This is a genomic window from Rhizobium sp. F40D2, assembly GCF_051810745.2.
Classification (GTDB): domain Bacteria; phylum Pseudomonadota; class Alphaproteobacteria; order Rhizobiales; family Rhizobiaceae; genus Rhizobium.
On the sequence record NZ_CM131436.1, the window covers coordinates 2,082,295 to 2,099,028 of the forward strand.

Below are 16,734 nucleotides of genomic sequence, written 5' to 3' on the forward strand. Positions count from 1 at the left end.
TGTTCAGTGCGGCGAGCGCTGGTGCCTATCCGTGTAGCCAGGTCTCGATGCCGCGTGCCGCGGCGCGGCCGGTCGCAAGGCAGGCGGTAAGGAGGTAGCCGCCGGTCGGCGCCTCCCAGTCGAGCATCTCGCCGGCGACGAAAGTGCCGGGCAGCGCGGTCAACATGAAGCCGTCGTCAATGCCGCTCCAGCGGATGCCGCCGGCCGAAGAGATCGCCTCGCCGATCGGCCTTGTCTCGAGAACCGGAACCGGCAGGGCCTTGATCATGCCGGCGAGATGTCCGGGATCGGCTCGGTTGCGCTCGGTCGCGAGTTCCCGCAGCAATGCCGCCTTGACGCCGTCGAGGCCGGCGCCCTTGCGCAGGCGGTTCGAGAAGCTCGATTTGGCGTCCTGCCGCGTGAGGTCACGGGTCAGCTTTTCGACTGTCCGGCCAGGGGCGAGGTCGAGCGCCAGGGCAGCGCTGCCGCGGTCCAGCAGCCGGTCGCGGAGGCTCGCCGCATGGGCATACACCAGGCTGCCCTCTATGCCGCCTGCGGTGATGACGAATTCGCCGGGAAAAGTGCCGGCTTCGGAGGTGGCGGTGACCGACTTCACCGGCTCTCCGGCGAAACGCTCGCGGAAGTTCTGGCTCCAGCCGACGACGAAGCCGCAATTGGCGGGCTGGAAGGCGTCGATCTCGACACCTTTCTCCGATAACCAGGGCAGCCAGCGCGCATCCGAGCCGAGGCGCGGCCAGCTTGCGCCGCCGAGCGCCAGCAGGGCGGCGTCGCAATGGACAATGCTGCGCCCTTCCGGCGTTTCGAAGACATAGCCCTCATCGGCAAATCCGATCCAGCGGTGGCGGGTGCGCAGCACAGCGCCCTGCGCCTCCAGTCGTCTGAGCCAAGCGCGCAGCAAGGGAGAGGCTTTCATCACCGTCGGGAAGACCCGGCCGGACGAACCGACGAAGGTCTCCGTCCCGAGCTCCGCCGCCCAATCCCTGATATCGCCAGGGGTAAAGGCATCCAGAGCCGGCCGCAGACGGGCAGCGGCGGCGCCGAAGCGCGTGGCGAAACGGGCGTAATCCTCGGAATGGGTGATGTTCAGTCCTGACTTGCCGGCCAGCAGGAACTTGCGGGCGAAGGTCGGCATGGCGTCGTAGACCGTGACCGCATGGCCGGAGAGCGAAAGCAGTTCGGCGGCCGCCAGGCCCGCCGGACCGCCGCCGATGATGGCAATTCGCTTCTGACTCATGGATGTCTTTGCCCGATTCTTTCTGCTGCCGTTTTGGCGCGGCTGCGCCTTGCCTGCAAGGGTGGGATCAGTGGCGCGTATGCGTGCACTGGCCGTGGTCGGCGAGAACCTCGATGACGCGGCATTGGTCGACGCGGCCGTGGCCGCAGCCTTCCACCATGGTTTCCAGCTCGGCCTTCAAAGCCATCAGGCTGCGGATGCGCTGCTCGACTTCGACGAGACGAGCCTTGGCGATGGCATCGGCGGAGGCGCAGGATTGGTGCGGATCATCCTGCAGGGTCAGCAGCGTGCGGATCGCTTCGATCTCGAAGCCGAGTTCGCGGGCATGGCGGATGAAGGCAAGGCGGCTGATATCGGCAGGTTCGAAGGAGCGCTGGTTGCCTTCGCTGCGGCTCGGCGCCGCAAGCAGGCCGATGCTCTCGTAATAACGCACCGTCGGCACCTTGACCCCGCTCCGGCGAGCCGCTTCACCGATCGTGATCTTTTTCATGATTTTCCTCTTGCACCTCTAGTCGCTAGAGGATGTAGGAGAGATGCTTCTGTTTGACAAGGAAGCGGATCATGGCTGAGACGAGCGAGACACGATACCGGGTCGGCGGCATGGATTGCGCCGCCTGTGCGAGCAAGATCGATACGGCGGTCAGGCGCGTGGCCGGGGTTGCCGATGTTTCCGTCTCGGTGATGGCGGGCACGATGACCGTCCGGCATGACGGCAGCAGCGACCTCCAGGCGATCGAGCAGAAAGTGACGGGGCTCGGTTATTCGGTCTCGCCCTTTGCCGGAAGCGCGGCGCCGGCGCATGAGCGCAATTCGCACGATCATCACGACCATGATCACGGCGATCACGCGGGCCACGATCACGAGGGTCATGATCATGCCGGCCATGACCATGATCATGCAGGTCACGATCATGACCATGCTGCTCATGGCGAGACGGAAATCGAAGGTCTGCATGGGCACGATCATGGGCCGATGACCGGCCCCTGGTGGCAGAGCAGGAAGGGCCGGCTGACCATCCTCTCGGGTACCGCGCTCGTTGCCGCCTATGCTATCGGCCATCTCGTGCCTTCGATCGCATCCTATGCCTTCATCATCGCGATGCTGGTCGGGCTGGTGCCGATCGCACGGCGGGCGGTCATGGCGGCTCTCTCGGGCACGCCGTTTTCGATCGAGATGCTGATGACGATCGCTGCCGTTGGCGCCGTCGTCATCAATGCGGGAGAGGAGGCGGCGACCGTCGTGTTCCTGTTTCTCGTCGGCGAGCTGCTGGAAGGTGTCGCGGCCGGCAAGGCGCGCGAAAGCATCCAGTCGCTGACGGCTCTGGTGCCGAAGAATGCGCTGCTGGAAGACAATGGTCAGACGCGGGAGGTTCCGGCGGAAAGTCTCGCCGTCGGCGCGATCATCATGGTGCGTCCGGGCGACCGCATCTCGGCGGATGGCATCATCGTATCGGGCCAGAGCGCGATCGACGAGGCGCCGGTGACGGGCGAAAGCACGCCGGTGCGCAAGGGTGTCGATGCCGTCGTCTTTGCCGGAACGGTGAATGGCGATGCGGTGCTCCGGGTTTGCGTCACGGCTGCTGCTGCCGACAATACCATCGCCCGCGTCGTCAAGCTGGTGGAAGAGGCGCAGGAATCGAAGGCGCCGATGGAACGTTTCATCGATCGGTTCTCGCGTTATTACACGCCGGGCGTGGTGGTGGTCGCCGCATTGGTCGCGGTCGTTCCGCCGCTGCTCTTTGGCGGCTCGTGGAGCGAATGGGTCTATAAGGGCCTTGCCATTCTGCTGATCGGCTGCCCCTGCGCGCTTGTCATCTCGACGCCGGCGGCGATTGCCGCCTCGCTTTCAGCAGGCGCGCGGCGCGGGCTGCTGATGAAGGGCGGCGCAGTGCTGGAAACACTCGGCAAGGTGACGATGGTCGCCTTCGACAAGACAGGCACGCTGACCGAAGGCAAGCCTCAGGTGACCGATATCGTTTCCTTCGGATTGAGTGAGGCGCAGGCCTTGTCGCGCGCGGCGGTGCTGGAGCAGGGCTCCAGCCATCCCCTAGCGCTGGCGATCCTCAACCGCGCCAAGGCCGACAGCGTCCCGGTACCGCCGGCCTTCGAGCTTGAGGCGCTGCCGGGCAAGGGCGTCAGCGGCAAAGTCGGCGGCGAGACGCTCGATCTGCTGTCACCTTCAGCCGCCCGCGAACGCGGAGCACTCGATGGCGACAAGGATGTACGCATTGCTGTTCTGAACGACGAGGGCAAGAGCGTGTCGGTGCTGCTCGTCAATGGTGTTGCGGCTGGCCTGATCGGCATGCGCGACGAGCCGCGCGAGGATGCCAAGGCCGGCCTTTCCACGCTCAAGTCGGCCGGCGTCAAGGCGATGATGCTGACGGGCGACAATAAGCGGACAGCAGCAGCCGTTGCCGGCATGCTCGGCATCGACTGGCGCGGCGAGATGATGCCTGAGGATAAGCAGCGGGTCGTCGGAGAATTGAAGCGCCAGGGCTTCATCGTCGCCAAGGTCGGTGATGGTATCAACGATGCTCCGGCGCTGGCCGCCGCCGATATCGGCATCGCCATGGGCGGCGGCACCGATGTGGCGCTGGAAACGGCGGATGCCGCCGTGCTGCATGGGCGCGTCGGCGATGTGGCGCGGATGATCGAACTGTCCAAACGGACGATGCGCAATATCCTGCAGAACATCACCATCGCGCTCGGGCTGAAGGCGGTGTTCCTGGTGACGACGATTGCCGGCATCACCGGGCTCTGGCCGGCAATTCTTGCCGATACCGGCGCCACCGTGCTGGTGACGATCAACGCGCTCAGGCTGCTTCGGGTCAGGGGATAAACCCTGTTCGCAGCGACGATTTGGGCTGATCCGAAATCGACAATCGTGGAGCCGGCTACTGGCCGGCTCTCTTCGTTCCGGCCTTCTCCACTGCCTGTTTTGCTAAGCTTTCGTTAGCCATGTTTTTCAAAGGACCGCAGTGATTTCAAACCTGTCGTAACGCAATGCACGAACCATCTGTTGACGTGATTTTGGATTCGCGTACTATATCTAGTGTTCAAGGTTCCTTCGATTCGTGTCGGATCGCGGGCTAAGACGGGAATACGGTGCGTTTCGCCATGACGGCGCAACAAGGCCGGAGCTGCCCCCGCAACTGTGAGCGGCGAGCAACTGTCCGATTTCAGGTCACTGGGGCATGATGCCTCGGGAAGGCTGGGGCAGGGTGCTTCGACCCGCAAGCCAGGAGACCTGCCTTGCACTAGATGTCCACGGGCGGGGTGTCCGGAAGGTCGCGTGCATGACAGCGGAATGATCCGCGCCTGTTACGCTGCCCCGAACGTCCGCATGAGCACTTCGGGGTTGAAGTCATGTCCAGAATATCAAGGCCGCCGCCCGCGACAGTCCCGAAAGGGATCGTCTCAGGCGTTTAAAGCGCCGATTTTCCCAGATCACCATCAAGCGTTGCCCCGGACGTCGCAAGGCGCCCGATCCCCGTATTGCGTCCTGAATTCTTTGACATCACGAGGAACATGATGAGCGTTACCGTCTACAGCAAACCCGCCTGCGTCCAGTGCACCGCCACCTATCGCGCCCTCGACCGCCTGGGCGTCGATTACGACATCGTCGATCTCTCCGAGGATGCCGAAGCGCTCGATCGCGTCCGCAGCCTCGGCTACATGCAGGCGCCGGTCGTCATTGCCGGCGAGCGGCATTGGGCGGGTTTCCGTCCCGACATGATCAGCGCACTCTCCTGACCGAGGAAAAGGGTGATGGGGCTGATCGTCTATTATTCCAGCCGATCCGAAAATACCCATCGCTTCGTCGCCAGGCTCGGACTGCGCGCGGCGCGCATTCCGGCGGGCGGTGCGGATGCGTTCCATATCCGCGAACCCTTCGTGCTTGTTGTGCCGACCTATAGCGACGGCGACGGCAAGGGCGCTGTTCCCAAGCAGGTGATCCGCTTCTTGAACGACGCGGAGAACCGAGAACACATTCGTGGCGTGATTGCCGCGGGCAACAGCAATTTCGGCGAGACATACGGGCTCGCCGGCGACGTGATCTCGCAGAAATGCCGGGTGCCTTACCTCTACAGGTTCGAGCTCATGGGCACGGAGGAAGATGTCGCTAACGTCAAACACGGAATGGAACGATTTTGGACACGGGAACAACTCTGACGCGGGATGCGAGCGCAAAACCGCATAACACTTTTGCTCATCCCGCCGGCGAACGCCCTTTGAAAGCGGCGGAAACGCTCGACTATCACGCGCTGAACGCCATGCTGAACCTCTATAACGATGAGGGCAGGATCCAGCTCGACAAGGACCGCATGGCGGCGAAGCAGTACTTTCTCCAGCATGTGAACCAGAACACCGTGTTCTTTCACAATCTGAGGGAAAAGCTCGATTACCTCGTGACCGAGGGCTATTACGAGCAGGAGGTTCTCGACCAATATTCCTTCAATTTCGTCCGCGACCTGTTCGACCAGGCCTATGCCAGGAAATTCCGTTTCCCGACCTTTCTCGGCGCCTTCAAATATTACACCAGCTATACGCTGAAGACCTTCGACGGAAAGCGCTATCTCGAGCGCTACGAGGACCGCATCTGCATGGTGGCGCTGAGTTTGGCGCGTGGTGACGAGGCCCTTGCCCGCGACATGGTCGACGAGATCATTGCCGGCCGTTTCCAGCCGGCGACGCCGACCTTCCTCAACGCCGGCAAGAAACAACGCGGCGAACTCGTCTCCTGCTTCCTGCTGCGGGTCGAGGACAATATGGAATCGATCGGCCGGTCGATCAATTCGGCGCTGCAATTGTCGAAGCGCGGCGGCGGCGTGGCTCTGTCGCTGACGAACATTCGAGAGGCCGGCGCGCCGATCAAGCAGATCGAGAACCAGTCGTCGGGCATCATCCCGGTGATGAAGCTGCTCGAAGACAGTTTTTCCTATGCCAACCAGCTCGGCGCCCGCCAGGGGGCGGGTGCTGTCTATCTCAACGCCCATCACCCCGACATCATGCGCTTCCTCGACACCAAGCGTGAGAATGCCGACGAGAAGATCCGTATCAAGACGCTGTCGCTCGGCGTCGTCGTGCCCGACATCACCTTCGAACTCGCGAGGAACAACGAGGACATGTACCTGTTCTCGCCCTATGACGTGGAGCGCGTCTATGGGGTGCCCTTTACCGAGATTTCGGTGACGGAAAAGTATCGGGAGATGGTGGCGGACGCCCGGATCTCGAAGAAGAAGATCAAGGCGCGCGAATTCTTTCAGGTGCTTGCCGAAATCCAGTTCGAGAGCGGTTATCCCTACCTCATGTTCGAGGACACCGTAAACCGGGCGAACCCGATCGCCGGGCGTATTTCGATGAGCAATCTCTGCTCGGAGATCCTTCAGGTCAGCGAGGCGAGCGAATACAATGACGACCTCTCCTACAAACATCTCGGCAAGGATATTTCCTGCAATCTGGGCTCGCTGAACATCGCCGCGGCCATGGATTCCGCCGATTTCGGCAAGACGATCGAGACCTCGATCCGGGCGCTGACGGCGGTCTCCGACATGAGCCATATCGCCTCGGTTCCCTCAATCGAAAAGGGCAACGACGAGAGCCATGCGATCGGCCTCGGCCAGATGAACCTCCACGGCTATCTCGCCCGCGAACACATCTTCTACGGCTCGGAGGAAGGCGTCGATTTCACCAACATCTATTTCTATACGGTGACCTATCACGCAATCCGCGCCTCGAACCTGTTGGCGGTCGAACGGGGCACGAGCTTCAAGGGGTTCGAGAACTCGAAATATGCGTCCGGCGAATATTTCGACAAATATACCGAGCAGGAATGGCATCCGGCGACGGAGAAGGTGCGGGCGCTGTTCGACAAATCAGGCATCCCTGTTCCGACACAGGAAGACTGGGTGGCGCTCAAGGCGGCTGTCATGGCCTCCGGTCTCTATAACCAGAATCTGCAGGCGGTGCCGCCGACCGGATCGATCTCCTATATCAACCACTCGACCTCCTCGATCCATCCGATCGTCTCGAAGATCGAAATCCGCAAGGAAGGCAAGATCGGCCGCGTCTATTATCCGGCGCCGTTCATGACCAACGACAATCTCGATTATTACCAGGACGCCTACGAGATCGGTGCGGAGAAGATCATCAATACCTATGCGGCGGCGACCCAGCATGTCGACCAGGGCCTGTCGCTGACCTTGTTTTTCCGCGACACGGCGACGACGCGCGATATCAACAAGGCGCAGATTTACGCCTGGAAGAAGGGCATCAAGACGATCTACTACATCCGCCTTCGCCAGATGGCGCTGTCCGGCACCGAGGTGCAGGGCTGCGTGTCTTGCACGCTGTAACCGACCGGGGAACATCATGAACATGCAGATCAAACCGGCGTCCCGCGTGCGCGCCATCAACTGGAACCGCATCGAGGACGACAAGGATCTCGAAGTCTGGAACCGGCTGACCGGCAATTTCTGGCTGCCGGAGAAAGTGCCGCTGTCCAACGACATTCCCTCCTGGGCGACGCTGACGGCGGCCGAGCAGCAGCTGACCATCCGCGTCTTTACCGGGCTGACGCTGCTCGACACGATCCAGAACGGTGTGGGCGCCGTCGGACTGATGGAGGATGCGGTCACGCCGCATGAGGAGGCAGTGCTTTCCAACGTCTCCTTCATGGAGGCGGTGCATGCGCGCTCCTATTCCTCGATCTTTTCGACGCTCTGCTCGACGCCCGACGTCGACGACGCCTATCGCTGGTCGGAGGAGAATGAATTCCTGCAGCGCAAGTCGGCGCTGATCATGGAGCAGTATCGCTGCGGCGATCCCTTGAAGAAGAAGGTCGCCAGCGTCTTCCTCGAAAGCTTCTTGTTCTATTCCGGCTTCTACCTGCCGATGTACTGGTCGAGCCGCGCCAAGCTCACCAACACGGCCGACATGGTCCGGCTGATCATCCGCGACGAGGCGGTGCACGGCTATTATATCGGCTACAAATTCCAGCGCGGTCTGGAGCGGCTTTCCGAGGAGAGACGGCAGGAGATCAAGGATTTCGCCTTCGACCTCTTGCTCGAGCTCTACGACAATGAGGCGAGATATACCGAGGCGCTTTATGACGGCGTCGGGCTGAGCGAGGACGTCAAGAAATTCCTGCATTACAATGCCAACAAGGCGCTGATGAACCTCGGCTACGAGGCGCTTTTCCCGGCCGAGGCCTGCAAGGTCAATCCGGCGATCCTGTCGGCGCTGTCGCCGAATGCCGACGAGAACCACGATTTCTTCTCAGGATCCGGTTCCTCCTATGTGATCGGCAAGGCTGTCGCGACCGAAGACGAGGACTGGGATTTCTGAGGCTTTATCGCAGTCGGCCCTTATCATTTGCTTCCCCATCGCCCACATTCAGCGGAAATGAAGTCGATCCTCGCCGATGATGTGGCGCAGCGGAGTTTTTAATGTCGTCTTTTCCAAACAAGGCCGGAACTGCCGCCGAAGCAGACGAAGGCGTCTGGCCGATCCGCAGGAGACGGATCCTCGACTGGCTGGTGAACGAGACGCGCGGTGAGCGCTTCATCGACAATATCCTGGTGGAGATGTGCGGGAAGCTGCTGGCGGCAGGCGTGCCGGTGGCACGGGCGACGCTGCATTTCAGGGTGAACCACCCGCAATGGATCGGTGCCCGCCTTCTCTGGAAGGAGGGACGGGCGGAGGCGAAGATCGATACATTCGCCTATGGCGTCGAAAACACGCCGGATTTCCTGGCCAGTCCCGTCAACGCGATCCATCAGGGTGCGGAGGAGGTGCGCAGGCAGCTGGAAGGTACAGCCGCAGGCGCCTTGGATTCATTCTATCAGGAGCTCCATGACGACGGCCTGACCGAGTATATCGCCTGGCCGCTCGAGCATACCTTCGGCAAACGGCATGTGGCGACATTTTCCACCAGCCGGCCGGGCGGCTTCGAGCGTGAACATGTCGATTTCCTGCGCGATCTGCTGCCGGCCCTGACCCTCGTCAGCGAAATCAGGCTGAAGAACATCATGGCGCGTACGCTGCTGCAGACCTATGTCGGGCCGCATGCGAGCGAGCAGATCCTGTCGGGCGTGACGACGCGCGGCAGCGGCGCCACCGTCGGCGCGGCGATCATGATCTGCGACCTGCGCGACTTTACGGCAATCTCCGATCTCTGGCCGCGCGACGATGTCATCCATCTGCTCAACGATTATTTCGATGCGATATCGGATCCGATCGAACGGTATGGCGGCGAAATCCTGAAGTTCATGGGCGATGGATTGCTGGCGATCTTCCCGCTGAGCAAGGAAACGGCCTGCGCCGATCTGCTGCAGGCGATCCGCGAAGGGCAGGCGTCGATGGCCGGGCTCAACGAGGAGCATGTGCGCATGGGGCGCGATCCGCTGCGCTACGGCGTCGGCGTGCATGTAGGCGACGTCATGTATGGCAATATCGGCTCACGCCGGCGGCTCGATTTCACTGTCATCGGCCCGGCAGTCAATGTCGCCTCGCGGCTGGAAAGCCTGACCAAGGAGGTCAAGCGCCCGGTACTCTTGTCGCGGGCCTTCGTCGAAATGGCGGACTGCGCCAAAGACATGGACAGTCTCGGCACCTTCCCGCTGCGCGGGCTCGGAGAGCCTGTCGATGTCTTCGCTTTCCCGGAGCGGTAGGGCTAGAGCATGATGCCGAAAAGTGTGAGCGGTTTTCGGACGACATCATGCTCTAACTCTTTAATTTAGAACAGGATTCAGATTTTAGGCCGACCGGGCCTAAAATCATCCTGTTCTAGGCAGAGTCAGACGCCGCGCTTGTTGCCCCACAGCAGCACGTGCAGTTGCGGCAGCACCCGCGGCGTAAACCATCCGTCGGCCGTCACCTTCTCGACGAGCCATTGCATGCGGTCCATCACGCCGTCGATATCGATGCGGGCATCGTCGTCATCGGGCGGCGGCGGTGTATGGTTGCCCGGCTGAAGGAACAGGGGAATATCGGGATAACGCTCGCCCACCTGTTGCGCGAAGAGGTAGTCGGCATCGTCGAAGACGACGATTTTCAAGACGATCTCCGGCCCGTCGGCGGCGAGACGAAGACAGTTGTCGACCTCATCCCAATCCGCCAGCATTCCGCTCGACGGCGGCTTGGGGCTCAAGACCAGCATGTCGAGATCGCGAAACCAGGTCCGGGCGACGCTCCCCTGCGTTTCCAGCGCGAAACGATATCCTTGCGAATGCCCGAATTCGATCAATGGCCCGAGCGGCTGGATCGCGGGATTGCCTCCGGAAAGCGAAACCGTCAGAGGCCTGCCTCCCGAGAGCTTTGTCACCTCCTGCCAGACCGCCTCGACGGACATTGGAAGCCATTGATCCCGAAAGGCGCTGTCGACCGCATGAAGGCTGTCGCACCAGGAACAGCGATAGTCACAGCCACCCGTCCTGACGAACACCGTCGGCAGCCCGATCAACGCGCCTTCACCCTGTATGGTCGGGCCGAAGATCTCGCTGACGCGAATGGTCTCTCCGCTCACAGTCTGTACTCCGCCCAGGTCTTCGGCGTCTCGCTGACGCGGACGGAGGATGTCTCCGGGAAACGCTCTTTGCACCAGTCGTAGAAATGCTTTGCCAGGAACTCGGAGGTGACTTTCGAATGGCCGAAGACCTCGTTCAGGTGGCGATGATCGAGGGAATCGTCGATATAGCGCTTGAGCGGCGACAGGTCGTGATAGTCGCGAACGAAACCGTCATCGTTCAGCCTTTCGGCGGAGAGCTCGACGACCACGATGTAGTTGTGGCCGTGGAGCCTGGCGCATTGATGGTCGGCCGGCAGATGATTCAGCTGGTGCGAGGCGGAGAGATGGAACTCCTTGGTGATGCGATACATCAACGCACCTCCGCAGCAGAATATTGCGACACCGCCGCTTTCCAGAAGTCCTGGTCTTCATATTCCGTCGGATCGGGAATACCGGCGAGATGGAAAGCCTCGCGGCGTTCGACGCAGGTTCCGCAGCGCCCGCAATGAAGCCTGCCGCCCTTGTAGCAGGACCATGTTTCCGCAAACGGCGTCGCATGTTTCTCGCCGTCCGCGACGATCGCCGCTTTCGACACATCGACATAGGGGGCAAGCAGCCTGACGCTGGCATAACCGTCCAGCGCCTCGTTCTGCATGCGCTGGAAGGCGTCGATGAAGCCCGGCCGGCAGTCGGGGTAGATGAAGTGGTCGCCGCCATGCACGGCGACGGCAACGGCATCCGCTTTCTGCGCGGCCGCCAGGCCGAAGGCGATGGCCAGCATGATGGCGTTGCGGTTCGGCACCACGGTGGCCTTCATGGTCTCCTCGGCATAATGGCCGTCCGGAACCTCGATGTTATCGGTCAAGGCCGATCCGCTGAGGTGGCCGCCGATGGCGGCGATGTCGATGATATGATGGGGAACGGCGAGGCGCGCGGCGCACCGGGCGGCGAAATCGAGTTCCTTGCGATGCCGCTGGCCGTAGTCGAAGGAGACGAGGCCAATAAGCTGTTGTTCCGCTGCAATCTTGTGGGCAAGCGAAACGGAGTCGAGTCCGCCGGAGCAGACGACGATAGTCTTCATATTTTGGATCCCTTGTTTTGACCGGGTGGGCTGCGACCGGATTACGGCGTGCTTTTAGGGCAAATCACGCGTGTTGGGAATAGCCTGGGCTTAACCGACTGGGAAATTGATCCGCGGCAGCAGCAGGTGCAGACCCTCGTGGATTGTATTGGCGATGATACCGTAATCGACAAGCGTCCGGCTGCGAATGAAATCGCGCACACGCCCGCCGGCGTATCGAGATCGACCGCTCTGGATCTCACAGGCCGTATAGATTGTGCTGACGGAAGGATCGGCTGAATAAATAAAAAATTCAATAGGATATCGGAATAACCATATTTTTCTCGGGAGTCGAGAAAGGACTTGACGATCAGCGACTTATAACGTTTTAAATTAGCAACCGCGCAGAGGAGCGCGGCCGTATGTCGACCGTCGCACCGGCGGAAAACATCGGGCGGCAGGGAAGGCCCGCCGCCGATTTTCAAATGGGAGGAAATTCATGCGCAAGTTTTTGAGCTCGGCGGCGGTTGCCGTCGTGATGATGGCTGGCCTCGGTGCGGCGCAGGCGGCCGACGTGAAAGAAGTTCAGATGCTGCACTGGTGGACGTCTGGCGGCGAGGCAGCGGCTTTGAACGTTCTGAAGCAGGATCTGTCGAAGGAAGGTTTTGCCTGGAAGGACGTTCCGGTGGCCGGCGGCGGCGGTGATGCGGCGATGACGGCGCTGAAGGCGATGGTTGCGGCCGGCACTTATCCCACCGCTTCGCAGATGCTCGGTTACACCGTGCTCGATTATGCTGAGGCCGGCGTCATGGGCGACCTGACCGAGACGGCAAAGAAGGAAGGCTGGGACAAGTCTGTTCCGGCGGCCTTGCAGAAGTTCTCGGTCTATGACGGCAAGTGGGTCGCAGCCCCGGTCAACGTGCACTCGGTCAACTGGCTGTGGATCAACAAGGCGGTGATGGACAAGATCGGCGGCACCCAGCCGAAGACCTTCGACGATCTGATCGCGCTGCTCGACAAGGCCAAGGCTGCAGGCGTCATCCCCTTGGCGCTCGGCGGCCAGAACTGGCAGGAAGCGACGATGTTCGATTCCATCGTGCTGTCGACCGGCGGGCCGGAATTCTACAAGAAGGCCTTCAACGATCTCGACGAGGAGTCGCTGAAGTCGGACACGATGAAGAAGTCCTTCGATAATCTGGCGACGATCATCAAATATGTCGATCCGAACTTCTCCGGCCGCGACTGGAACCTGGCGACCGCCATGGTCATCAAGGGCGATGCGCTGGTGCAGGTGATGGGCGACTGGGCCAAGGGCGAATTCGTTGCCGCCAAGAAGACGCCTGATACCGACTTCCTCTGCTACCGCTTCCCCGGCACCGAAGGCAGCGTTGTCTATAACTCCGACATGTTCGGCATGTTCAACGTTCCCGACGACCGCAAGGCAGCCCAGGTGGCGCTGGCCACGGCGACGCTGTCGAAGAGCTTCCAGTCGGCCTTCAACGTCGTCAAGGGTTCGGTGCCGGCCCGCACCGACGTTCCCGACACCGACTTCGACGCCTGCGGCAAGAAGGGTATCGCCGATCTGAAGGCGGCCAATGAGGGCGGCACGCTGTTCGGCTCGCTGGCCCAGGGCTATGGCGCGCCTCCGGCGATCGCCAATGCCTATAAGGACGTCGTCTCGAAGTTCGTCCACGGCCAGATCAAGAGCTCCGACGAAGCCGTCAAGCAGCTCGTCCAGGCGATCGACGACGCCCGCTGAGACCTTGGTTGATGCACACGCTTCCCCGCGCATGACGCGGGGAAGCTTCAGGCTCCGCGACGATCAGTATCGCCACGACCAGGCGGGGACGATCGGGCAGGGCCGATCATGCGGGAAGGGAGACAAGATACCATGAGCACAGTTGCGACCACCGATCCGGTTCTGACGCCGCGGCATTCGACGGCGATCTCGCTCAGAGGCCGGCTGCAGGATGCGCTGCCGAAGATCGTGCTGGCGCCGAGCTTCGTCATCACGCTGGTCTTCGTCTACGGCTTCATCGTCTGGACGGCCTATCTGTCCTTTACCAATTCCAAGACCTTTCCGTCTTATGCGCTGACCGGGGCGCGCGCCTATCAGCGGCTGTGGCGCTGGACCTTCGAGAGCGATCCGCCGTCCTCCTGGTATACCTCGATCACCAACATGGCGATCTTCGGCTTCCTCTATGTCGGCATCTGTTTGGCACTCGGCCTGTTCCTGGCGATCCTGCTCGACCAGAAGATCCGCGGCGAGGGGTTGCTCAGACCGATCTTCCTCTACCCGATGGCGCTCTCCTTCATCGTCACCGGCGTTGCCTGGAAATGGTTCCTCGATCCCGGCCTCGGGCTGGAGCAGACGCTGCATCACTTCGGCTGGACGAGCTTCCACTTCGACTGGATCAAGAACAAGGACTTCGTCATCTACACCGTCGTCATCGCCGGTGTCTGGCAGGCGTCGGGCTTCGTCATGGCGATGTTCCTGGCCGGCCTTCGCGGCATCGACGGCGAGATCATGAAGGCGGCGCAGATCGATGGCGCCTCGCCCTTGCAGCTTTATCGCCGCATCGTCATTCCGCTGCTGCGGCCGATCTTCCTGTCGGCCTTCATCGTGCTCGCCCATATGGCGATCAAATCCTACGACCTGGTGGTGGCGCTGACCTCGGGCGGGCCGGGCGGCTCGGCCTGGCTGCCGTCCAACTTCATGTATGAATATACCTTCAAGCGCAACGAAATGGCCGTCGGCTCGGCCAGCGCCATCATCATGCTGATGACCATCTCGGCAATCATCGTCCCCTATCTCTATTCCGAACTGAAGGAGAAGGCGCGATGAGCAGCGTCACCACCTCCACCGTAGCTTCGACCGTACCGCTCTCACAAAGCAGCGACAGCCGGAATAACAGCACACGCTGGATCGGCCGCCTCGCCATCTACGGGCTGCTGACGATCTTCGCCGTCCTCTACCTGATGCCGCTCTTCGTCATGCTCACAACCTCGTTCAAGACCATGGACGAGATCCAGGGCGGCAACATGCTGGCGCTGCCGCAGGCGCCGACCTTCGATCCCTGGATCAAGGCCTGGGGCGAGACCTGCGTCGGGCTGACCTGCGCCGGCATCAAGGGCTACTTCTGGAACTCGATCAAGATGGTGGTGCCGGCTGTGGCGATCTCCACCATCATGGGGGCGCTCAACGGTTATGTTCTGACCAAATGGCGGTTCCCCGGCCATACGCTGGTGTTCGGGCTGATGCTGTTTGCCTGCTTCATCCCGTTCCAGTCGGTGCTGCTGCCGATGGCGACCATTCTCGGCTCGCTCGGCCGCTTCGGCGTGACGCTGCAGAACGCCACCGGTTTTAACTTCGGCTTCGGCAATCCGACGGTCAACCTGGTCTTCGTCCATGTCGTCTATGGCCTCGGCTTCACCACGCTGTTCTTCCGCAATTTCTACGAGGCCTTCCCGACCGAACTGGTCCGCGCCGCCCAGGTCGACGGGGCCAGCTTCTTCCAGATCTTCCGCCGCATCATGCTGCCGAACTCGCTGCCGATCATCGTCGTCACGGTGATCTACCAGTTCACCAATATCTGGAACGACTTCCTGTTTGCCTCGGCCTATGCCGGCACCGGCGACTCCATGCCGATGACGGTGGCCTTGAACAATGTCGTCAACACCTCGACGGGTGTGGTCGAATACAATGTCAACATGGCTGCGGCGATGATCGCGGCCGTTCCCACACTGATCGTCTATATCCTCGCCGGCCGCTACTTCGTGCGCGGTCTGATGGCGGGGGCAGTCAAAGGGTAAGTCATGGCCTTCCTCGAAATCTCCGGTCTCAGAAAGCGTTTCGGCGCCGTCGACATTCTCAAGGGGATCGACCTCGAACTCGAAAAGGGCGGCTTTCTCGTGCTGGTCGGCCCGTCCGGCTGCGGCAAGTCGACCCTGCTCAACACCATTGCCGGGCTGGAGACGATCACCTCCGGCGATATCCGCATCGACGGGCGCGCCATCAACGGCCTGCACCCGTCCAAGCGCGACATCGCCATGGTGTTCCAGTCCTATGCGCTCTATCCGAACATGACGGTGGCAGGCAATATCGCCTTCGGCATGGAGATCCGCGGCGTACCCAAGGAAGAGCGCGCCAAGGCGATCAAGCAGGTCTCCGACATGCTGCAGATCGGCCATCTGCTCGACCGCAAGCCGTCGCAATTGTCCGGTGGCCAGCGCCAGCGCGTCGCCATGGGCCGGGCCTTGGTGCGCAATCCGCAGGTCTTCCTGTTCGACGAGCCGCTCTCCAATCTCGACGCCAAGCTGCGCGTCGACATGCGCACCGAGATCAAGCGGCTGCATCAGCGCATGGGCACCACCTTCGTCTATGTCACCCATGACCAGATCGAGGCGATGACGCTGGCGACCAAGATCGCCGTGCTGAAAGACGGGGTGCTGCAGCAGTTCGGAACGCCGGCCGAGATCTATAACAGCCCCGCCAATCTCTTCGTCGCCGACTTCATGGGATCGCCGGCGATGAACCTGCTCAACGCCACCGTCGAAAACGGCGCCGGCGGGCTGGCCGTCTCACTCGAACGACCGAATGGCGCGCCGCTCCGACTGCCGGTCGTCTCGGGCAACAACGGCCTGTCTTCCTATGCCGGCCGCCAAGTGATCTTCGGCATCCGTCCAGAGGCGCTGACCGACCCCGACGGCGCCGACCGCAAGGCGCGCTCGCTGACCGAGGACGACTGCCTGATCGAGGTGGTCGAACCGGCCGGCTCCGACACCTTCGCCGTCACCAAGCTCGGCGGCAAATCCGTCGTCGCCCGCCTGCGCGCCGATGCCGGCATCGCTCCCGGACAGAACACACGCCTCGCCTTCAATCTCGACAAGGCCGTGTTCTTCGATCCGCAGAGCCAGCTCAGGATTTCGTGAC

15 protein-coding genes and 1 riboswitch are annotated in these 16,734 nt (G+C 61.7%); of the genes, 10 read left to right on the forward strand and 5 right to left on the reverse strand.

Translation table 11 applies throughout. The features are described 5' to 3' along the window. Positions 1 to 25 precede the first annotated feature (25 nt). Together ACS4RS_RS10055 and ACS4RS_RS10060 are read right to left on the reverse strand one after the other, a co-directional pair. Positions 26 to 1,234: a TIGR03862 family flavoprotein gene (locus tag ACS4RS_RS10055; RefSeq protein WP_439011085.1), complete on the reverse strand. Its 1,209-nt coding sequence runs from the start codon at positions 1,232 to 1,234 to the stop codon at positions 26 to 28. A gap of 67 nt (positions 1,235 to 1,301) precedes the next feature. Beyond that, the gene (locus tag ACS4RS_RS10060; RefSeq protein ID WP_439011084.1) at positions 1,302 to 1,724 is read right to left on the reverse strand and encodes a MerR family DNA-binding protein; all 423 of its coding nucleotides are present in this window, start codon (positions 1,722 to 1,724) and stop codon (positions 1,302 to 1,304) included. 71 nt (positions 1,725 to 1,795) lie between these two features. Between ACS4RS_RS10060 and ACS4RS_RS10065 the strand changes: the two genes are divergently transcribed. From ACS4RS_RS10065 to ACS4RS_RS10090, 6 genes are all read left to right on the forward strand, one after another. Then, positions 1,796 to 4,072 (forward strand): heavy metal translocating P-type ATPase, encoded by a 2,277-nt coding sequence (locus ACS4RS_RS10065; RefSeq protein ID WP_449313960.1) that lies wholly within the window; start codon positions 1,796 to 1,798, stop codon positions 4,070 to 4,072. 203 nt (positions 4,073 to 4,275) lie between these two features. Continuing rightward, positions 4,276 to 4,502: riboswitch (cobalamin riboswitch) on the forward strand. Positions 4,503 to 4,764: 262 nt separating this feature from the next. Beyond that, the gene (gene nrdH, locus ACS4RS_RS10070; RefSeq protein ID WP_439011082.1) at positions 4,765 to 4,986 is read left to right on the forward strand and encodes a glutaredoxin-like protein NrdH; all 222 of its coding nucleotides are present in this window, start codon (positions 4,765 to 4,767) and stop codon (positions 4,984 to 4,986) included. 15 nt (positions 4,987 to 5,001) lie between these two features. After that, positions 5,002 to 5,406: a class Ib ribonucleoside-diphosphate reductase assembly flavoprotein NrdI gene (gene nrdI / locus ACS4RS_RS10075; protein ID WP_439011081.1), complete on the forward strand. Its 405-nt coding sequence runs from the start codon at positions 5,002 to 5,004 to the stop codon at positions 5,404 to 5,406. A 59-nt stretch (positions 5,407 to 5,465) separates the two neighbouring features. After that, positions 5,466 to 7,589 carry a class 1b ribonucleoside-diphosphate reductase subunit alpha gene (gene nrdE, locus ACS4RS_RS10080; RefSeq protein WP_439011080.1) on the forward strand — a complete coding sequence of 708 codons (2,124 nt, stop codon included), beginning with the start codon at positions 5,466 to 5,468 and terminating at the stop codon, positions 7,587 to 7,589. A gap of 16 nt (positions 7,590 to 7,605) precedes the next feature. Then, positions 7,606 to 8,580: a class 1b ribonucleoside-diphosphate reductase subunit beta gene (gene nrdF, locus ACS4RS_RS10085; protein WP_439011079.1), complete on the forward strand. Its 975-nt coding sequence runs from the start codon at positions 7,606 to 7,608 to the stop codon at positions 8,578 to 8,580. Positions 8,581 to 8,681: 101 nt separating this feature from the next. After that, positions 8,682 to 9,905 (forward strand): adenylate/guanylate cyclase domain-containing protein, encoded by a 1,224-nt coding sequence (locus ACS4RS_RS10090; RefSeq protein ID WP_439011078.1) that lies wholly within the window; start codon positions 8,682 to 8,684, stop codon positions 9,903 to 9,905. Positions 9,906 to 10,030: 125 nt separating this feature from the next. On the opposite strand, the gene queE is transcribed toward ACS4RS_RS10090, so the two are convergent. The 3 genes from queE to queC are packed head-to-tail and all read right to left on the reverse strand — an operon-like array spanning position 10,031 to position 11,822. Beyond that, complete coding sequence (queE, locus tag ACS4RS_RS10095; RefSeq protein WP_439011077.1) at positions 10,031 to 10,759, reverse strand: 7-carboxy-7-deazaguanine synthase QueE; 729 nt, start codon at positions 10,757 to 10,759, stop codon at positions 10,031 to 10,033. Beyond that, positions 10,756 to 11,112 carry a 6-carboxytetrahydropterin synthase QueD gene (gene queD / locus ACS4RS_RS10100; RefSeq protein WP_439011076.1) on the reverse strand — a complete coding sequence of 119 codons (357 nt, stop codon included), beginning with the start codon at positions 11,110 to 11,112 and terminating at the stop codon, positions 10,756 to 10,758. The genes queE and queD overlap by 4 nt, the downstream gene beginning before the upstream one ends. Further along, positions 11,112 to 11,822: a 7-cyano-7-deazaguanine synthase QueC gene (gene queC, locus ACS4RS_RS10105; RefSeq protein ID WP_439011075.1), complete on the reverse strand. Its 711-nt coding sequence runs from the start codon at positions 11,820 to 11,822 to the stop codon at positions 11,112 to 11,114. Before queC ends, queD begins: the two co-directional genes overlap by 1 nt. Before the next feature lie 478 nt (positions 11,823 to 12,300). Between queC and ACS4RS_RS10110 the strand changes: the two genes are divergently transcribed. The 4 genes from ACS4RS_RS10110 to ACS4RS_RS10125 all read left to right on the forward strand — a co-directional run bounded on the left by ACS4RS_RS10110 (position 12,301) and on the right by ACS4RS_RS10125 (position 16,733). Continuing rightward, positions 12,301 to 13,560 (forward strand): extracellular solute-binding protein, encoded by a 1,260-nt coding sequence (locus ACS4RS_RS10110; RefSeq protein ID WP_439011074.1) that lies wholly within the window; start codon positions 12,301 to 12,303, stop codon positions 13,558 to 13,560. A gap of 132 nt (positions 13,561 to 13,692) precedes the next feature. Then, entirely contained in the window at positions 13,693 to 14,646 is a 954-nt protein-coding gene (locus ACS4RS_RS10115; protein ID WP_179610742.1) for a carbohydrate ABC transporter permease, read from the forward strand. After that, positions 14,643 to 15,614, forward strand: coding sequence for an ABC transporter permease subunit (locus tag ACS4RS_RS10120; RefSeq protein WP_439011073.1), 972 nt, complete (start codon positions 14,643 to 14,645; stop codon positions 15,612 to 15,614). Before ACS4RS_RS10115 ends, ACS4RS_RS10120 begins: the two co-directional genes overlap by 4 nt. A gap of 3 nt (positions 15,615 to 15,617) precedes the next feature. Beyond that, the gene (locus ACS4RS_RS10125; protein ID WP_439011072.1) at positions 15,618 to 16,733 is read left to right on the forward strand and encodes a sn-glycerol-3-phosphate ABC transporter ATP-binding protein UgpC; all 1,116 of its coding nucleotides are present in this window, start codon (positions 15,618 to 15,620) and stop codon (positions 16,731 to 16,733) included. Position 16,734: the final 1 nt, after the last annotated feature.

Coding starts and splice junctions, on each gene's coding strand:
- queC (WP_439011075.1), bottom strand. CDS start 11,822: ATGAAGACTATCGTCGTCTGCTCCGGCGGACTCGACTCCGTTTCGCTT.
- ACS4RS_RS10115 (WP_179610742.1), top strand. CDS start 13,693: ATGAGCACAGTTGCGACCACCGATCCGGTTCTGACGCCGCGGCATTCG.
- ACS4RS_RS10110 (WP_439011074.1), top strand. CDS start 12,301: ATGCGCAAGTTTTTGAGCTCGGCGGCGGTTGCCGTCGTGATGATGGCT.
- ACS4RS_RS10055 (WP_439011085.1), bottom strand. CDS start 1,234: ATGAGTCAGAAGCGAATTGCCATCATCGGCGGCGGTCCGGCGGGCCTG.
- nrdF (WP_439011079.1), top strand. CDS start 7,606: ATGAACATGCAGATCAAACCGGCGTCCCGCGTGCGCGCCATCAACTGG.
- ACS4RS_RS10065 (WP_449313960.1), top strand. CDS start 1,796: ATGGCTGAGACGAGCGAGACACGATACCGGGTCGGCGGCATGGATTGC.
- ACS4RS_RS10090 (WP_439011078.1), top strand. CDS start 8,682: ATGTCGTCTTTTCCAAACAAGGCCGGAACTGCCGCCGAAGCAGACGAA.
- ACS4RS_RS10125 (WP_439011072.1), top strand. CDS start 15,618: ATGGCCTTCCTCGAAATCTCCGGTCTCAGAAAGCGTTTCGGCGCCGTC.
- nrdH (WP_439011082.1), top strand. CDS start 4,765: ATGAGCGTTACCGTCTACAGCAAACCCGCCTGCGTCCAGTGCACCGCC.
- queD (WP_439011076.1), bottom strand. CDS start 11,112: ATGTATCGCATCACCAAGGAGTTCCATCTCTCCGCCTCGCACCAGCTG.
- ACS4RS_RS10060 (WP_439011084.1), bottom strand. CDS start 1,724: ATGAAAAAGATCACGATCGGTGAAGCGGCTCGCCGGAGCGGGGTCAAG.
- nrdI (WP_439011081.1), top strand. CDS start 5,002: ATGGGGCTGATCGTCTATTATTCCAGCCGATCCGAAAATACCCATCGC.
- ACS4RS_RS10120 (WP_439011073.1), top strand. CDS start 14,643: ATGAGCAGCGTCACCACCTCCACCGTAGCTTCGACCGTACCGCTCTCA.